Here is a 17,385-nt window from a genome sequence, read left to right on the forward strand (position 1 = left end):
AGTCCAACTCCCCCTCAGCGGGGAATGCTCAGGACAGCCGCCATGAGCTGTCCGTGAGTCCCCAGTCCACCGTCGATCCCTCCAGGCCAGCCACCCGGGCGTTCGCTCTCGTGGCTGGCCTGCTCGCTGTTGCCCTTGGCGGCTGCTCCGCCACCGCCCGCATCCTGGGCTCACCCCCGGCGGATCTGCCTCTGCCGGCGGGAGTGGAGGTGGCCTTCAACCAGCGCGCCGACCACCACTACAGGAGCCCGATCAGCGGCGAGCGTCGCAGGGGCGATGACCTTGAGCGGCTGGTGCTCGACACGATCGAACGGGCCCAGAGCGAGATTGTCGTGGCCGTGCAGGAGCTGTCCCTGCCCCGGGTGGCCGAAGCCCTGGTGACGCGGAAGCGCCAGGGAGTGCGCGTGCGGGTGATCCTCGAGAACACCTACAGCACCCCCTTCAGTGAACAGCTGCCCGCAGGGCTGAGCTCCCACCAGCTCGGACGCTACCGCCAGCTGCTGGCCCTGGCCGACACCGACCACGACGGACGCCTGAGCGGCGGCGAACGCGACCGAGGCGATGCCGTCCGCATCCTGCAGCGCGGTGGCATCCCCCTGATCGACGACACAGCCGATGGCAGCGCGGGCAGTGGCCTGATGCACCACAAGTTCATGGTGGTGGACCAGCGCTGGGTGGTGACCGGCTCCGCCAACTTCACGCCCTCCTGCATCCACGGCGATCCCGACGACCGCCGCACCCTCGGCAACGTCAACCACCTGCTGCGCTTCGAGAGCCGGGAGCTCGCCGCGCTGTTCGGCGGCGAATTCAGCCGGATGTGGGGGGATGGTCCCGGCGGCCTGGCCGACAGCCGATTCGGCATCGCCAAGGAAGAGGGGCCCGTGCAGGCCGTGATGGTGGGACCCACCCGGGTCGAAGTGCTCTTCGCTCCCCATCGCCGCAAGGATCCCAGCCAGGGCCTGCGGCTGCTCGATCAACGCCTGGCCCTGACCCGGCGGCGGCTGGATCTGAGTCTGTTCGTCTTCTCCGCCCAGGGGCTGGCCGACCGGCTCGCCAAGCTGCGCCAGCGAGGCGTGGCGATCCGGCTCCTGGCGGATCCTGGCTTCGCCAGCCGCAGCTTCTCGGAGGTGCTCGATCTGCTGGGAGTCTCGATGCCGGATCGCTTCTGCAAACTGGAGCAGGGGAACAGCCCCTGGGCTCAGCCGATCGAGGGGGTGGGAACACCCCTCCTGGCTCGCGGCGACAAGCTGCACCACAAGTTCGCCGTGGTGGATGGCAGGACCGTGATCACGGGTTCGTTCAACTGGAGTCCGTCCGCCGCCCATGGCAATGACGAAACACTGATGATCGTGGAGTCGCCCCAGCTGGCGGCCCACTTCACCCGTGAGCAGGACCGCATGTGGCAGGGGGCGGAACTGGGGATCACGCCCCGGCTGCGGCGCAAGCTGGAGCGGATCCGCCAGACCTGTGGCCAGGGCACTCCGCGGGCCCTGGCCACCGCCACACAGCAACCATGAGTTCAGCCCCATCCCCCCAGGCCGTCGTGATCGTGGGGGCCGGACCGGCCGGCGCGTCCCTGGCGATGCTGCTGGCCGAGCGGGGGGTGCCGGTGACCCTGGTGGAAGCGGCGCGGGATTTTCAGCGCCAGTTCCGCGGCGAGGGGCTGATGCCCTCGGGCCTGGCGGCCCTGGAGGACATGGGCTGCGGCCCCCTGCTCGCCCGCCTGCCTCAGCGGCCTCTCAGCGCCTGGTCCTTCCAGCTGCATGGCCGGGACCTGTTCCGCGTCGAGGAACCCCTGGAGGGAGATCAGCCCTGCACGCTGATCTCCCAGCCGGCGCTGCTCGACGCCCTGCTGGAGCGGGCCAGCCGGGCCAGCGGCTTCCAGTGGAGACCGGGGCAGGCGGTGGTCGATCTGATGGAAGCCGGGGGCCGCATCGCCGGGGTGGTGCTCAGCGACGGCAGCCGGCTTGAGGCCTCCCTGGTGGTGGCCACCGACGGCCGTTCCTCGCTGGTGCGGCAGCGCTCAGGCCTGGAGCTGGAGCGCCGCAGCAGCCCCATCGATCTGCTCTGGTTCCACCTACCCAGCCACCCCCGCTTCGAGAGCGACAACGTCTTCACCATGCTGCTGGGGGAGGACGGCAGCGCCTGCAGCCTTTTCCATGGTGCCCTGCCAGGGGACCTGCAGCTGGGCTGGGTGCTCAGCCCCGGCGAGCGGATCGAGCGCAGCCCCGAGGCCTGGGGCGAAGCCTTTGGTGCGATGGCCCACGGCTGGCTGGCCGATCACCTGCGCCAGGTGGCCCCGGCGATCAGCGCGCCGCTGAAGCTCTCGGTGCAGGTGGGCTGCTGCCGCCGCTGGCACCGCCCCGGTCTGCTGCTGCTGGGCGATGCCGCCCACCCGATGAGCCCGATCCGGGCGCAGGGGATCAACATGGCCCTGCGCGACGCGATCGTGGCCACCAACCACCTGCTGGCGCCCCTGACGGCGGGAGATGCCGCGGCCATCGACAGGAGCCTGGAGCAGATCCAGGCCCAGCGCTGGCCGGAGATCCGGAGGGCCCAGGCTCTGCAGCAGCAGGAGGCTCGCCAGGCCCAGCTGCTGCGTCGATCACCCCTGCTGCGCCGCGGCCTGGTGCTGCTGGCTCCATGGCTGGGGGAGCGGATCGGACACTCCTGGCAGCGGCGCCAGAGGCCCCTGCGGCAGGGCCTGGCCCCGATTCGGCTCTCGGTCTGAGCCGCCGCCATGATGGATGAAGTTGCTGCAGCGCATCGATGGTCCGATCAAGCCTTGCCGTCACGCTGCTGAGCGCCGCGATGCTCGCTGCACCCGGCCTGGCCATGGGGCCGGCCCGGGCCAACGACAGCTACGCCATCTACCCCAGTGCCGAGACGCTGCGCAAGGTTCAACTGGCCGCCCTCGACTGCGGCAGGGAGAACACCGCCGCCACCTGCGACCGGGCCCGCAAGCTGGCGGATCCCCTGATGGATCACCCTCTGCTCTCGGGCTTCTGCAAGGACGCTCTCTGGGCCGTGGTCCAGATTGCCGTGACCGACACGAGCAACAGCCTGAGCCGGCGTGACGGCATCGATGCCGCCGCTGGGAAGGTGGTCAGCAGCTGCCGGCCGGTGAGCAAACCTGTGGCCAACAAGGACGGATCAGGCGGTCCAGGCGGACCTGGTGCAACAGGCGGTGGTGCTCCAGGCGCAGGCGGGAGTCGCCCCTCCGGCTTCGGTTTCGGATCGGTCGGCCGCTGAGGGGCTGTCCCGGCCCGGTGGTGGCCGCCCTCAGCTCAGGGAGTCGTGGCCACGGGGGTATCCGAGAGCTTCAGCAACTCCCTGGAGGTGCGCTCCATGAACTCCATCGACCAGCCGGTGGTCACCGCCGCCCGGTTGGCCAGCTCACAGAGGGGGGAGCGATCACCCTGGGCCTCACAGCTGGAGGAGAGGCCGAGCAGGGCATTGGTGAGCTTGCCGGTGAGGCAGCTTGAGGTGCCCGATTTCTCAAGAACGGCCGTGGCTGCGGCCCGGCTGACGCTGATGGCCTCGGGCAACGGCTTGGCCGGCGCAGCCCCCATGACTCCGGCCTGAGCCGAGTTGACGGACAGGGCGACCAGCGCCAGCAACAGCCCCTGGATCCGGCTCGACTGGGCGGAGGGGAAGGCCATCGGCTTGGGGAATCATGCACTTCAGCGAGGCTAGCCAGGAGCTCCCGACGTGTCCGAGGGTGCCTGACTGCAGGGCTAGCGTGGCGTCACCCCAGGTTGGCATCCATGACCAGCAGCGCCTCTTCCGATGCTCCCGCCGCTGCCACGGACGCCTCTCCATCACCATCGGTTCGTGAGGTGCTCCTGAGCGCCCCCTTCACCGACCAGAAACCCGGCACCTCCGGCCTGCGCAAGAGCAGCCGTCAGTTCGAGCAGCCCCACTATCTGGAGAGCTTCGTGGAGGCGGTGTTCCGGGTGATGCCCGGGGTGGCGGGGGGCACGCTGATCCTTGGCGGCGACGGCCGCTACGGCAACCGCCGGGCCATCGATGTGATCTCCCGCATGGCCGCCGCCCACGGCGTGGCCCGACTGATCACCACCACCGGCGGAATTCTCTCCACCCCCGCCGCCTCGAACCTGATCCGCAAGCACCGGGCCATCGGCGGCATCATTCTTTCCGCCAGCCACAACCCCGGCGGTCCCGAGGGAGATTTCGGCGTCAAGGTGAATGGCGCCAATGGCGGGCCGGCCCCCGAATCGATCACCGATGCCATCTACAGCGCCACCACCCAGCTGGAGAGCTACCGGATCGTTGACGGCGGGACACCGTCCCTGGAGGCACCCGGAATCTGCCCCCTGGGCAACCTGCGCATCGAGGTGATCGACGGGGTCGACGACTACGTGTCCCTGCTTCAGGGCCTGTTCGACTTCGACGCGATCAGCGCCATGCTGCGGGGCGACTTCCCGATCGCCTTCGATGCGATGCATGCCGTCACCGGCCCCTACGCCAGCCGCCTGCTGGAGGGGCTGCTGGGGGCCCCGGCCGGAACGGTGCGCAACGGCACACCCCTGGAGGATTTCGGCGGCGGACACCCCGACCCCAACCTCACCTATGCCCATGAGCTGGCCGAGCTGCTGCTCGATGGCGATACCTACCGCTTCGGGGCCGCCTGCGACGGCGACGGCGACCGCAACATGATCCTGGGCCAGCGCTGCTTCGTGAACCCCAGCGACAGCCTGGCGGTGCTCACCGCCAATGCCACCCTGGCCCCCGGTTACGCCGGCGGCCTCTCCGGGGTGGCCCGCTCGATGCCCACCAGCGCCGCGGTGGATGTGGTGGCCAGGGAGCTGGCCATTCCCTGCTTCGAAACCCCCACGGGCTGGAAGTTCTTCGGCAACCTGCTCGATGCCGGCCGGATCACCCTCTGCGGTGAGGAGAGCTTCGGCACCGGCAGTGACCACATCCGCGAGAAGGACGGTCTCTGGGCGGTGCTGTTCTGGCTGCAGATCCTGGCCACACGCCGCTGTTCGGTGGCCGAGGTGATGGCCGGCCACTGGAGCCGCTTCGGCCGCCACTACTACTCCCGCCACGACTACGAAGCGATCGCCAGCGACAGGGCCCATGGCCTCTACGACCGCCTGAAGGGCCTGCTGCCCACCCTGGTGGGGACCGGCTTCGCCGGCCGCAGCATCGCCACCGCCGACGACTTCAGCTACACCGACCCGGTGGATGGCTCCCTCACCAGCGGCCAGGGTCTGCGCCTGCTGCTGGATGACGGCAGCCGGGTGGTGTTCCGACTCTCCGGCACCGGCACCCAGGGGGCCACCCTGCGCCTCTACCTGGAGAGTTACGTGGGCTCGGGCGGCAACCTCGGCCAGGATCCCCAGCAGGCCCTCGCTGACCTGATCACCGCCGCCGACCAGCTTGCCGAGATCCGCAGCCGCACGGGCATGGAGCGACCCACGGTGATCACCTGAGACGATGGTCAGTCTTCCCGTTCATCCAGCGGGCCTCCGGGCTCGCCACGGCGGGTGAGGCCGATCTGTCGCAGGCTCTCGCCCCAGATGCCGCAGAACCCGGCCACCCCGCTCACCAGCACCCAGAAGCGGGGATGGATCGGTGGCAACAGCTGACCCGGTGTTCGCGAGACCCGATGGGCCAGGCTCAACAACAGCAGGGCCGCACAGACATTGATCACTCCGGCCAGCACGATGCGACGCCGATCAACCCGCAACTGGCGCCTCGGTTGATACCCGGCGGGCCTGGGGAGGGGCATCTCAGCTGGACGGACCCGCCGGCAGCACAGGTTCGGTCTCCTGACTGGCGGGGAACCAGGCCGCCTCAGCCTGCTTCATCAGCACATAGAACGAGGGCACCACGAACAGACTCAGCCCGGTGGCCACCAGCAACCCGCCGAAGATGACCGCCCCCAGCGACTGCTGACTGAGGGCACCGGCACCACTGGCCACCAGCAGGGGGAAGAAACCGGCCAGGGCGGCCATTGCCGTCATCAGGATCGGGCGCAGCCGTGAGCAGGCTGCCGCCATCGCCGCTTCCGCCGCCGTCATGCCCTGCTCCATGCGCTGGTTGGCCAGATCCACGATCAGGATGCCGTTCTTGGCCGCCAGGCCGATCAGGGTCACCAGGCCCACCTGGGCATACACGTTGTTCACCTGGCCGCGCAGCACCAGGAACATCAGCGCCCCGAGCATGGCCAGAGGCACGGTCATCAGAATGATCAGGGGATCGATGTAACTTCCGTACTGGGCAGAGAGCACCAGGTACACCACCACGATCCCCAGGGCGAACACCAGAATCGCCAGGGCTCCGGCCTGCACCTCCGAGCGGGTCAGTGCCGACCAGGCCGAGCCGATGTTGGCAAAGTTGAAGCGACGGAACACCTCGGAAATGGTGTCAATCGCCTGGCCACTGCTCCTTCCGGCGGCCTCCACCCCCTGGATCAGCACCGTGCGGTAAAGGTCGAAGTGGCTGATGATCGGCGGAGCGCTGTCCAGCCGGGCCTTCACCACATTCGAGAGCGGCACCAGCTGGCCAGCACGGTTGCTGAAGTTGAGGTTGTTCAGATCCTGGATCATGCCGCGATGGCTGGCATCCGCCTGGACAACCACCTGCCGGTACTGCTGTTGCTCGTAGGTCTGATTGACGAAGCTGCCGCCGGTGAGGGTGCCCAGAGCCTCCATCGCGGCGCTGTAATCGATGTCGAGCGAGGCCATCCGGTCGCGGTCCACGTCCAGCCGCCAGACCGGGGCATCACTCACGAACTGGGTGTAGAGATTTCCGAAGATGCCGGTGGTCCGGGCCTTGCCGATTAGTTCTCGCGCCAGGCCGGACAGCTCGGTGGGGCTGTAGCCGCCATTGCTGAGGTCGTTGAACTGGAAGGAAAGCCCCCCTTGGGCCCCGAAGCCCGGCACGGCGGCCGGCGCCTGGGCCAGCACGATCGCGCCGGGGATCTCAGCGAAGGCCTTGTTCATGCGCTTGATGATCGCGTCGGCGGACTGCTCAGGCCTGGTGCGCTCCTCGATGGGCTTGAGGCCGAAAAAGAAGATGCCCTGATTGAGCGAGCCACCGTTGAAGCCGGCTCCACCCACCATCTCCCCAGACACCACATCGGTTTCCTTGGCAATCACCTTCCGGGCCTGATCCGCCACCTCCATGGTGGCCTCGATCGAAGCCTGGGCCGGCAACTGAATGATGCCCAGCCCGTAGCCCTGGTCTTCGGTGGGCACGAAGCCGGTGGGGATCACCACAAAGGAGATGCCGGTGACCACAACACCGGCCAGCAGTCCCCCCAGCACCAGCCGCCGCAGGCTGATCACCTGCTGGAGCAGAGCCGCGTAGGAGCGGGCCAGCTGTTCGAAGCCCCTGTTGAAGGCCTCGAAGATCGGCATCAGGAAGGAGCCCACCACCGCTCCGGCCACTCCGAGGATCAACGCGAGGAGCCAGCCGCCGGCCAGGGTGCCGTAGAGGGCTCCGAGGGCTCCGCCGATGGCGGTCCAGCGCCAGCCGCGGGGCTCGGTTTTGCCACCACCGAGCAGCAGGGCCGACTGCAGAGGCTTGCCGGTGATCGCGTTGAAGGTGGACACCAGGATCGAGAACACGATCGTGAGCGCGAACTGGCGATAGATCACCCCTGTGGCGCCGGGGAAGAAGGCCACGGGCACGAACACCGCCAGCAGCACCAATGCGGTGGCGAGGATGGCGCCAGTGAGTTCCTTCATGGCATTGGAGGCAGCCACGAACGGAGGATCTCCTGCCTCGATCCGGGCCGAGACAGCCTCCACCACCACGATCGCGTCGTCCACCACCAGGCCCGTGGCCAGGATGATTCCGAGCAGGGTGAGCTCATTGATCGAGAAGCCGAAGGCCTTCACGAACACCATCGCTCCAAGCAGCGCGATCGGCAGGGCCAGGGCAGGCACGGCTGTGGCCTTCCAGTCCTGCAGGAACAGAAAAATGATCAGCAGCACCAGCACCACCGCATCGCGCAGGGCATCGAGGGCTCCTTCGATCGATGCATTGATGAAGTCGGTCTGATCGAACACCTTCTCCAGAACCACACCCGGCGGCAGGGTGTTGCGGAACTGGCTGAGCACCTGATCGACCGCTTTGGCCGTGGAGATGGCGTTGCTGCCCGGCAGCTGGATCACGCCGAAGCCGACGGACGGGTGGCCGCTGATGGCGTTCACGGCCGCCTGATTGAAATTCTGAAACGCGTACTCAGCCCGGCCGACATCTCCGAGCCGAATCAGTCCACCATCGGAACCTTTGGCCAGGATGAGTTGCTCAAACTCTGCAACTGTTTCAAGATTACCATTAACCAGAATTGGGAATGTACTACGATTCCTGGGCAGAGATGGCGGACCGCCGATGCTGCCAGCGATCACCACCACATTCTGCGACTTCAGTGCATTCACCACATCGGTGATGGAGAGATTGAAGCGAGAAAGCCTCAGTGGGTCCACCCAGAGCCTGAAGGCTGGATCACTGGCCCCGAAGATGTTCACCTGGCCGACTCCATCCGCACGGGTGAGCGGATAGACCAAATTGAGCTGCACCAGACCGTTCAGATAGTTGCGATCGAACTGGCCTTCACTGGAGGTGATATTATAAACAAGCAGATAACTGCCTGAAGTCTGCTGAACCGTCACACCCTGGGCATTCACCTGGGGGGGCAGCTGGGGAGTGGCCGTCTGCACCCGGTTGAGCACATTCACTTGATCGATATCAGGATTGGTGCCAGCCTTAAAATAGACATTGATCTGACTGCTGCCCTCTCCGGTGCTGGTGGACGTGATGTAGTCCATCCCCGGTGCGCCATTGATCTGCTCCTCGAGCGGGCCGGTCACGGCACTCTCCACCGTGAGTGCATCGGCGCCCGGCAGGCTGGCGTTCACCTGAATCGTGGGCGGGGCGATGTTGGGGAGGTTTTCAATCGGCAGCAGAGGCAGGCTGATCACCCCCGCCAGCAAGATCAGCACGCTGCACACCGTGCTGAGCACGGGGCGGCGAATGAAGGTATCCGACAGGCTCATGGACGAGTCTGGGGAAGCGGGGCGCCGGTGGCCCTGCGTACCGCCAGGCCACTGCGCAACTGGGCCAGATTGCCGAGGATCACTGCATCGCTCGTCTGCAGTCCGGCTTCAACCGGGTAGACACCCGCCTGAAGCGTTCCCAGGGTCACAGGAACCTGCACAGCCACCAGGGAACCGGCCGGCGGCGGCGGCTCGATCTCCCGGCCCAGGCGCTGGCGGGCCTCCTGGGGGGTCAGGGCCAGGAACACAAACGTCTTGCCGGCCTGCAGCAGCACCGCCTGGGCTGGGATGGCCAGGGACGTGGCCTGATCGAACACGAGGGTGGCATTCACCCGCTGGTTGTTGCGCAGGGAGCCCTGTGCATTGGCGAAGGTGGCCTTGACCAGCAGGGTCTGGCGTTCCTTGTCAAGCGAGGGCGCGACGAAACTCACGGCGCCCCTGGCCACCAGCTCGGAGCGCCCCGGAACCCGCAGCAGCACCGGCAGACCCTGGCGCACCCGGTAGGCGTCTTCGCCGGCCACATCGAGGCGCACCCACAGGATCGAGTTGTCGATCACACTGGTGACCACGCCGCCGGCGCGCACCACGTCGCCGAGCTTGGCGTTGATGCTGCCGACCTGACCGGGTATCGGCGCCAGCACGTTCTTGTAGCCCAGAGTGGCCTGGGTGGAACGCAGCTGGTCGCGACTCTGGAGGGCCTGGGTGATGTAGAAGTCACGCTCCTTGGTGGAGACCGCTCCCTGATCATTCAGGAAGATGTAACGCTCGGCGTTGAGCACATCCTTGCGGGCTTCCGAGGCTGCGGCACTGGTGGAGGCCTGCTGCTGCACCTGATCCAGCCGGAACAGCAATTGCCCGGGCTTGACACGCTGACCTTCCTGCATCGGCATCGCCACGATGCGCCCGTCGATTTCGGCGGCGAGCTTCACCTCGCGGATGGCCTCGAGGGTGCTCTGATACTCAGCGGAATCCTCGAACAGCTGGGAACGCGGTGAAACCAGCTTCACCGCAGGCGGTGGAGGGGCCGCTGGTTCAGTCCGACCGCAGCCTGCCTGGGACCCCAGAACAGCAAGCGTGGTGATCGCCAGGAGGCTCAGGCGGGGCCGCAAGAGGCTGGTCACAAGATGCGCCAAGGCTGACGCAGCTCGGACTCTCTGTCCATGGCCGCGGCTGAATCCGTTGAGAGGAGAACACCCGTCACGGCCGTTCCCGAGGGTGGCCTCCGCGCAAGACGGGTTTGCGGTAAGCAGGATCCGGATTGGTGACCTGCAGCTGACGCACCGTTTCGATCGCCATGCCCGCCAGGGTGCCGAAGGCACCCAGGAGCAGCCGGAACCAGAACACGGCATAGGAGCTCACTGTCACGGTCGTGTTGGTCACGATCGCCTGCAGGAACAGGCTGACGGCCAGGCCGAACAGAGCTCCGACCACACCGGTGATCACGATGCGGCGTCCGTTCAGGGGCTCCGGTGCACTGGCCATCAGGAGGAGGGGGAGGTGACGGCGGGGGGCGGTGTCTGGTCCGTGCCGGACGCACCTAACTGTTTCATCACCACATAGAACACCGGAACCACAAACAGCGAGAGCACCGTGGCCACCATCAGGCCTCCGAACACGACCGTGCCGAGGGACGCCTGGCTGCGGGCGCCGGCCCCACTGGCGAGAACAAGGGGAAGAAAGCCGAACAGGGAGGAGATCGCCGTCATCAGGATCGGCCGGAGGCGGGATTCAGCCGCCTCCTTCGCCGCCTGATAGGGAGTGGCTCCCTCGGCCATGCGCTGATTGGCCAGATCGACGATCAGAATCCCGTTCTTGGCGGCCAGGCCGATCAGCATCACCAGCCCCACCTGGGCATAGATGTTGAGCACTTCGCCCCTCGCTGCCAGAAAGGCCAGAGCACCGAGCATGGCGGTGGGCACCGTCATCAGAATGATCAACGGATCGCTGTAGCTCTCGTACTGAGCGGCAAGCACCAGATACACCACGAGAATGCCGAAAGCGAAGATCACAATGGCCAGGGCGCCGGCCTTCACCTCCTCCCTCGAGAGGCCGGTCCAGTCGAAACTCAGACCATTGGTGCCCAGCTGGGCAAAGGCATCGGTCATGCCCTTGATCGCCTGACCTGAGCTGCGGCCTGGCGCTGGGGATCCTTCCACCTTGATGGAGCGGAACAGGTTGAAATGGGGGATCACGGATGGACCGGAGGCAGGTTCCACCGTGAACACCTCGGCCAGGGGGATCGGCTCACCGAGGCGATTGTTCACGAACAGCGACTTGAGTTGCTGCGGCGTTGCCCTGAAGGCAGCATCCGACTGCACATAGACCCGTCGGATCTTGCCCTCCTGAAAGGTGTCGTTGATGAAAGCTCCACCGAAGTAGAAACTGAACGTCTGCATCGCCTGCCCGTAATCCACATTCAGGGCCGCGAGCTGATCGCGGTTCACATTCACTTTCAGCTGAGGAGATTCTGGCGAAAACTGCGTGAACACCCTGCTAAAAATACCTGTGGGCAGGGCTTTGCCAATCAGCTGATTTGCATTGGCAAAGAATTCGGGAAGACTGAGTGCTCCGCCACTCTGATCCAGCATCTGGAACTCGAATCCACCAGACGTTCCATAGCCGGGGATGGCCGGTGGTTCCACCACAAAGATCCTGGCTCCATCAATAACGGAGAGCTTGCGGTTCAGACGTTCCACAATCTGGTCCATGAATTGATCAGGGTTGGGGCGATCATCCCAGTTCTTGGTGCCGAAGAAGAACAGGCCCTTATTGGGTGCGTTGCCATCCAGACCGAATCCACTGATGATCACAGCGGTACCGATGTCGGGCTCACTGCGCAGAATCTCGGCAACCTTGGTATTGATCTTGCGCGTGTTCTGCTCGGAGACGCCATCCGGGGCCTGCACAAAACCGATCGCATAACCCTGATCCTCGATCGGCACGAAGCCTGAGGGGATCGAGGTGAAAGCCACGCCCGTGAGCACCACTCCGCCCACCAGCACCCCCATGATCAGTCCTCGATGGCTGAGTACCCAGGCCAGGGCTTTCTTGTACCCCCCCTCACCGGCCGCATAGAGGCGATTGAAACGGCTGAAGATGGGGCCCAGAAAGGCTCCGACCAGTAGCCCGATCAGCGCGAAAAGACCCACAGCCAGGGGACGGGAGACATCACCCAGCACCAGGCCCAGGACAGCTGCCGCCACCGTCACAGGCAGGCGCATGGGCAGCCGGGTGATCAGTCCGAGCAGGTAGCCCAGCAGCAGGCCGCCGACCACCCAGGCCAGCACAGCCAGCACGCCGCCACCGCTGACCAGCAGCCCGTAGACAAAGCCGATCGAGGTGCCTGCGATGGCGTAGGTGCGACGGTTCGGCGGATCACCCTCACGGGCGAGCAGAAGAGCCGAGAGCATCGGCGAGAAGGTGAGGGCATTGAAAGTGGAAATCGCCACCGAGAAGATGATCGTGGCGGCAAACTGCTGATAGATCGTTCCTGTGGCGCCGGGGAAGAACAGCACCGGCATGAACACAGCGAAGAGCACCAGCGACGTGGCGATCACTGCACCGAACAGCTCGTTCATGGTGCTCATGGCTGCTTCCAGGGCGGTCATTCCCTGAGACTTCTTTGTGGAGGTGTCCTCGATCACAGTGATTGCATCATCGACCACCAGACCCGTTGCCAGCACAAGGCCGAACAGGGTGAGCTGGTTGAGCGAGAAGCCCGCCACCTTCACGAACAGGAAGGTGCCCACCAAAGCCACGGGAATGGCGATGCCAGGCACGAGCGTGGCTTTCCAGTTCTGCAGAAACAGAAACAGGATCAGCACAACAAGAACCACGGCATCACGAAGGGAGTTGGTCACTCCCTGAATCGACGCATTGATGAAATCAGTATTGTCATAAATCTGCTCGATCTTGATGCCAGGGGGCATCGTGAGACTGAACTCGTCGAGCACCTTCTTGACACCCCGAGACACCTCAAGAGCATTGCTTCCGCTCAACTGGTACACCAGCAGACCCACTGACGGAACAGCCCTGATATCGGTGGCGTTCGCGTCGTAGGTTTCAGCGCCAAGCTCGACTCGACCCACATCTCTGAGCCGCACCAGCCCGCCATCGTCAGTGCTGCGCAGAATCAGGTTGGAGAACTCCTCGACGCTGCGCAAGCGCCCTTGTAATTGCACTGTGAAGGTGAACTGCTGACCTTCAGGGGAGGGCTCGCCGCCCACTCGACCGGCCGGCACGAGGCGGCTCTGACTACGCAGAGCGTTCACCACATCGGAGGAGCTGAGCTTGTTGGTAGCCAGACGATCAGGGTCGAGCCAGAGGCGGAACGCAAGCTGACGGTTGCCGGCATAGACGACACTGCCTACACCCTTCACCCGCTTGATCCGGTCGGTGAGATTTTGATCCAGCAGACCGCTGATGAATTCTGTGCTGTAAGGATTATTGGCATCTTCGCTGACAAAGTTATAAACTAAAAGGGTTGAATTCGATGCCTTGTTTACCACTACACCAGACTGCCGCACCTCCTCAGGCAACTGCGGCTGGGCGAGGGCGACCCTGTTCTGAACATTCACCTGATTGATGTCACCGTCGGTGCCACTGGCGAAAGATACCGTGATCGCACTGCTGCCATCGGCGGAGCTGGAGGACGTGATGAAGTCCATGTTCTCCACCCCGTTGATCTGCTGCTCCAGCACATTGGTGACACCCTCCTCCACCGAGATCGCATCGGCGCCGTTGTATCGGGAGTTCACCGTCACCGTGGGCGGGGCGATGTCGGGCAGGTTTTCAATCGGCAGCAGAGGAATCGCGATCAGCCCACCGATGACGAGCAGCAGGCTGCAGACCGTGGTCAGAACCGGCCGGGTGATGAAATTGTCGGAAGCGGACATCTGGCTGCAGCTCCTACTGCGCCGTCACGGGAGTGCCGTGACGCAAGGTGAGCAGATTGGTCGTGATCACCCGTTCACCGGGTGTCACCCCACGCAGGACCGCATAGCGGTTGTTCTGCAGGGGTCCGAGTTGCACTGGGCGCTGCAGGGCGAAGCTGCTCCCCGGCGGCAACTGGCGCAACTGATCCAGGGAAGCCTTGCCTGGATTCTTCTCCAGATCCTGCAGGCTGCCGAGGGCGAACACGAAGCTCTGGCCAGCCGTCTGGGTGACAGCGGCGAAGGGCACCGACGGCAGATCAGCGGCATCGAGCTGGACCCGGGTGCGCAAGCGCAGGCCCGTGCGAAGTGCTCCGGTGGGATTGTCGAATTCGGCCTTCACCAGCAGGGCCTGGGTACCGGCATTCACGACCGGATCCACGGAGCTGACCACGCCCCGGGCCAGCACCTTCGGAGACTGAGGCTCCTGCAGGGTGACCGGCAGGCCGGGCCGCACCCGGGCGGTCAGCACGCCGGGAACGTCGATGCGGGCGGTGAGGCGGTCGTTGCGCACCACCTTGGTGAAGGGATCGCCGGAACGGATCACATCACCGACCTTCACCTGCAGATCGCTGATCACCCCATCCGTGGGGGAACGCAGGTCGCGGAAGGCCAGATCGGCCTCCCTGGCCCGCAGGGCCTCCCTCGACTGCACGAACTGGGCGCGGAACTGGTCGCGCTGAAGGGCACTGGCAGCCCCCTGGCGCACCAGAAACTCGAAGCGTTTGTAGTTGAGCTCGTCCTTCTCCAGCTGCGCACGCAGACTGGCCACATCGGCACGCACCTGCACCTGATCGAGCACCAACAGCAGCTGGCCCTGACGCACCACATCCCCCTGACGTACCAGCAGGCGCTCGATTCGGCCGCCGGCCTGGGCCGCCAGCTGCACCACGCTCAGAGCCTCAAGGGTGCTGATCGTGTCGACGTCATCGCTGAAGCGCGCCAGGGCGACCGGTTCGGTCTTGACCTGAACCTGTCTGGGCGGCGGCTTGGGGGGATCGCCGCAGCCACTGAGACCAGCCGCCAGCAGACCGATTGCGGCCGGGATCACCAGACAGGAACGCTTCACGCACGGTGACATGAGTTGCCCGATTCTGCAGGCCCGTGCCTCCTGCTGCAGGTCCTGAGGGTTGATCCCAGGATTGTCCTCATCCCGCCACACGCGTCTTGAGCGATCTGTTCAGCCATCAGGGGGAGATCAACCGCCGGGCACTCGCTCCCCTGGCCGATCGTCTGCGTCCCCGCAGCCTCGAGGAATTCGTGGGTCAGGAGGAGATCCTCGGCCCCGGGAGGCTGCTGCGGCGGGCGATCCACGCCGATCGGGTGGGGAACCTGATCCTGCACGGACCGCCGGGAGTGGGCAAGACCACCCTGGCGCGCATCATCGCCAGCAGCACCCGTGCCCACTTCACCAGCCTCAACGCGGTGCTGGCTGGGGTCAAGGACCTGCGGGTGGAGGTGGAGGCGGCACGCCAGCGGCTGGAGCGCCACGGACTGCGCACCCTGCTGTTCATCGATGAGGTGCACCGCTTCAACGTGGCCCAGCAGGACGCCCTGCTGCCCTGGGTGGAGAACGGCACCGTGACCCTGATCGGCGCCACCACCGAGAACCCCTTCTTCGAGGTGAACAAGGCCCTGGTGAGCCGCTCGCGGCTGTTCCGCCTGCAGCCACTGGAACCCCGTGATCTGCGGGTGCTGCTGGAGCGGGCCCTCGCCGACGGGGAGCGCGGCTATGGCGGCCGGCCGGTGGAGCTGACCTCCGAGGCTGCCGATCACCTGCTGGATGTGGCCGGCGGTGACGCCCGCAGCCTGCTCAACGCCCTGGAGCTGGCGGTGGAGAGCAGTTCCGCCGATGCCAGCGGGGTGATCCGGATCGACCTGGAGATCGCCGAGCAATCGATCCAGCAGCGGGCCGTGCTCTACGACAAGCAGGGGGATGCCCATTTCGACACGATCAGCGCCTTCATCAAGTCGCTGCGGGGATCGGACCCCGACGCCGCCCTGTTCTGGCTGGCGCGGATGGTCGAGGCCGGAGAGAATCCACGCTTCATTTTCCGGCGCATGCTGATCTCCGCCGGGGAAGACATCGGTCTGGCCGACCCCCAGGCCATCGTGGTGGTGGAGGCCTGTGCGGCGGCCTTCGAGCGGGTGGGTCTGCCGGAGGGGCTCTACCCCCTGGCCCAGGCCGCCGTCTACCTGGCCGGCGCCGAGAAGAGCAACAGCCTGCTGGGGTTCTTCGACGCCCTCAGGAGTGTGCGGGCCACCAACCGCCAGGAGGTGCCCTCCCACCTGCGTGACGCCAACCGCGATGGAGCGGCTTTCGGCGATGGTGTGGGCTACCGCTACCCTCACGCCTACGCCGAGCACTGGGTGGCTCAGACCTACCTCCCGGCCGCCCTGCAGGGGGAAGTGTTCTGGTTGCCGGGTCACCTGGGCTGGGAGGGGGCCCTGCAGGGCCGGCTGCAGCGGCGGCGTGCCGCCCAGCTGGCCGCAGCCGCCGAGAGCACAGCCGACTCAGGACCCCTGCTCAGCAGCGGTCCCGATGACGCGGAACTGGAGCGCTGGCTGCAGCGCCAGGCCGCGGCGGAGGGGGAGCGGCTTGATCAGCTGCGCCAGCGCTTCTGGCAGGGGACCGGCTGGCAGCGGCAGGACCGGACGCTGATCCTGGCGGCCCGATCCCTGCTCTGGGCCCTGGATCCTCTGGAGAGCTGCCCGGAGGGCGGCGTGGTGATCAGCGTGGACAGCGCAGCGGATCAGGAGCGACTGCAGGCCCAGAGCCAGCTGCTCGACAGCCTGCGCAGCCCACGGCTCCTGCTGCTGGATCCCACCAGGCCAGGGAGCCTGAGCGAAGCGCTCGAACCCGGCGAGCGCTTCGAGTGGCTGGTGGGCCGCTCGCCCTTCCAGGGACTGGCACCGGAGCAGTGGCAGCGGTTGCTGGAAGAGCTGGTGCGACTGGCTAGCCCCGGGGCGCAGTGGCGCCTGCTGCTGAGCGGCCCGTTGCTGGGTCCCGCTGGAGCGCTGGCCGAACGGCTGGCCAGGCCAGGCGTCACGAAGGCTGGCCAGGATGACAGGACCCTGCCTGAGCTGCTGCGACGCGTCAGCCTCGAAGAGGGCGCCTGGCTGACGGCGCAGCCGACTCCTGCCGAGCTGAAGGGAGCCCTGGAATCTATGAACTGGCAGGTGGAACAGGAGAGCTGGCAGGAGTCGCTCACCCTGGAGCTGAGCGAGACCGCCTACCAGCGCTGGTTCAGCCCCGGTGCGGCCTACCGAATCCGGCTGGAAACCGTGTTGAACCCCGTTGAGATCGCCACGGTGGAGGCTGGGTTCCGTGGTCAGCTCCGAGGGCCGCTTCCCCAGCGCCTGCTCCACCATCGCCTGATCGCCCACCGCAGATGATCCCTGCAGGCTGAGCCAGCCGG

Annotated in this window: 12 protein-coding genes; 5 read left to right on the forward strand and 7 right to left on the reverse strand. The window is 66.0% G+C overall.

Annotated features, from left to right (window positions below):
* The first annotated feature begins 53 nt into the window (after positions 1–53).
* Genes I1E95_RS04960 through I1E95_RS04970 form a run of 3 tightly spaced genes read left to right on the forward strand, consistent with a single transcriptional unit; the run spans position 54 to position 3,252 of the window.
* Complete coding sequence (locus tag I1E95_RS04960; protein WP_322781923.1) at positions 54–1,517, forward strand: phospholipase D-like domain-containing protein; 1,464 nt, start codon at positions 54–56, stop codon at positions 1,515–1,517.
* Entirely contained in the window at positions 1,514–2,731 is a 1,218-nt protein-coding gene (locus I1E95_RS04965; RefSeq protein ID WP_197165970.1) for an FAD-dependent oxidoreductase, read from the forward strand. Before I1E95_RS04960 ends, I1E95_RS04965 begins: the two co-directional genes overlap by 4 nt.
* 38 nt (positions 2,732–2,769) lie before the next feature.
* A complete protein-coding gene (locus tag I1E95_RS04970; protein ID WP_197165971.1) occupies positions 2,770–3,252 on the forward strand; it encodes a hypothetical protein in 483 nt (160 codons plus the stop codon).
* Between the two features lie 35 nt (positions 3,253–3,287).
* Here I1E95_RS04970 and I1E95_RS04975 read toward each other — a convergent pair whose 3' ends face one another.
* Positions 3,288–3,662, reverse strand: a complete 375-nt coding sequence (locus I1E95_RS04975; protein ID WP_197165973.1) for a hypothetical protein — start codon at positions 3,660–3,662, stop codon at positions 3,288–3,290.
* A gap of 105 nt (positions 3,663–3,767) precedes the next feature.
* Here I1E95_RS04975 and I1E95_RS04980 point away from each other — a divergent pair, with 105 nt between their 5' ends.
* Positions 3,768–5,459, forward strand: coding sequence for an alpha-D-glucose phosphate-specific phosphoglucomutase (locus tag I1E95_RS04980; RefSeq protein ID WP_197165975.1), 1,692 nt, complete (start codon positions 3,768–3,770; stop codon positions 5,457–5,459).
* 8 nt (positions 5,460–5,467) lie between these two features.
* Here the strand turns inward: I1E95_RS04980 and I1E95_RS04985 are convergent, their stop codons facing one another.
* The 6 genes from I1E95_RS04985 to I1E95_RS05010 form a co-directional block, all read right to left on the reverse strand.
* Entirely contained in the window at positions 5,468–5,758 is a 291-nt protein-coding gene (locus I1E95_RS04985) for a hypothetical protein (RefSeq protein WP_197165977.1), read from the reverse strand.
* Position 5,759: 1 nt separating this feature from the next.
* On the reverse strand, positions 5,760–9,035 hold the full coding sequence (locus tag I1E95_RS04990; protein ID WP_197165978.1) for an efflux RND transporter permease subunit: 3,276 nt from the start codon (positions 9,033–9,035) through the stop codon (positions 5,760–5,762).
* The gene (locus I1E95_RS04995) at positions 9,032–10,042 is read right to left on the reverse strand and encodes an efflux RND transporter periplasmic adaptor subunit (RefSeq protein WP_197165980.1); all 1,011 of its coding nucleotides are present in this window, start codon (positions 10,040–10,042) and stop codon (positions 9,032–9,034) included. The genes I1E95_RS04990 and I1E95_RS04995 overlap by 4 nt, the downstream gene beginning before the upstream one ends.
* A 190-nt stretch (positions 10,043–10,232) precedes the next feature.
* Positions 10,233–10,517 (reverse strand): hypothetical protein, encoded by a 285-nt coding sequence (locus tag I1E95_RS05000; RefSeq protein WP_197165982.1) that lies wholly within the window; start codon positions 10,515–10,517, stop codon positions 10,233–10,235.
* Positions 10,517–13,930, reverse strand: a complete 3,414-nt coding sequence (locus tag I1E95_RS05005) for an efflux RND transporter permease subunit (RefSeq protein ID WP_197165989.1) — start codon at positions 13,928–13,930, stop codon at positions 10,517–10,519. The genes I1E95_RS05000 and I1E95_RS05005 overlap by 1 nt, the downstream gene beginning before the upstream one ends.
* 13 nt (positions 13,931–13,943) lie before the next feature.
* Positions 13,944–15,035: an efflux RND transporter periplasmic adaptor subunit gene (locus I1E95_RS05010; RefSeq protein WP_370594577.1), complete on the reverse strand. Its 1,092-nt coding sequence runs from the start codon at positions 15,033–15,035 to the stop codon at positions 13,944–13,946.
* Between the two features lie 98 nt (positions 15,036–15,133).
* On the opposite strand from I1E95_RS05010, the gene I1E95_RS05015 reads away from it, so the two are divergent.
* Entirely contained in the window at positions 15,134–17,362 is a 2,229-nt protein-coding gene (locus I1E95_RS05015; protein ID WP_197165993.1) for an AAA family ATPase, read from the forward strand.
* Positions 17,363–17,385: the final 23 nt, after the last annotated feature.

It is taken from the genome of Synechococcus sp. CBW1107, from assembly GCF_015841355.1.
Taxonomy (GTDB): Bacteria; Cyanobacteriota; Cyanobacteriia; order PCC-6307; family Cyanobiaceae; genus Regnicoccus_A.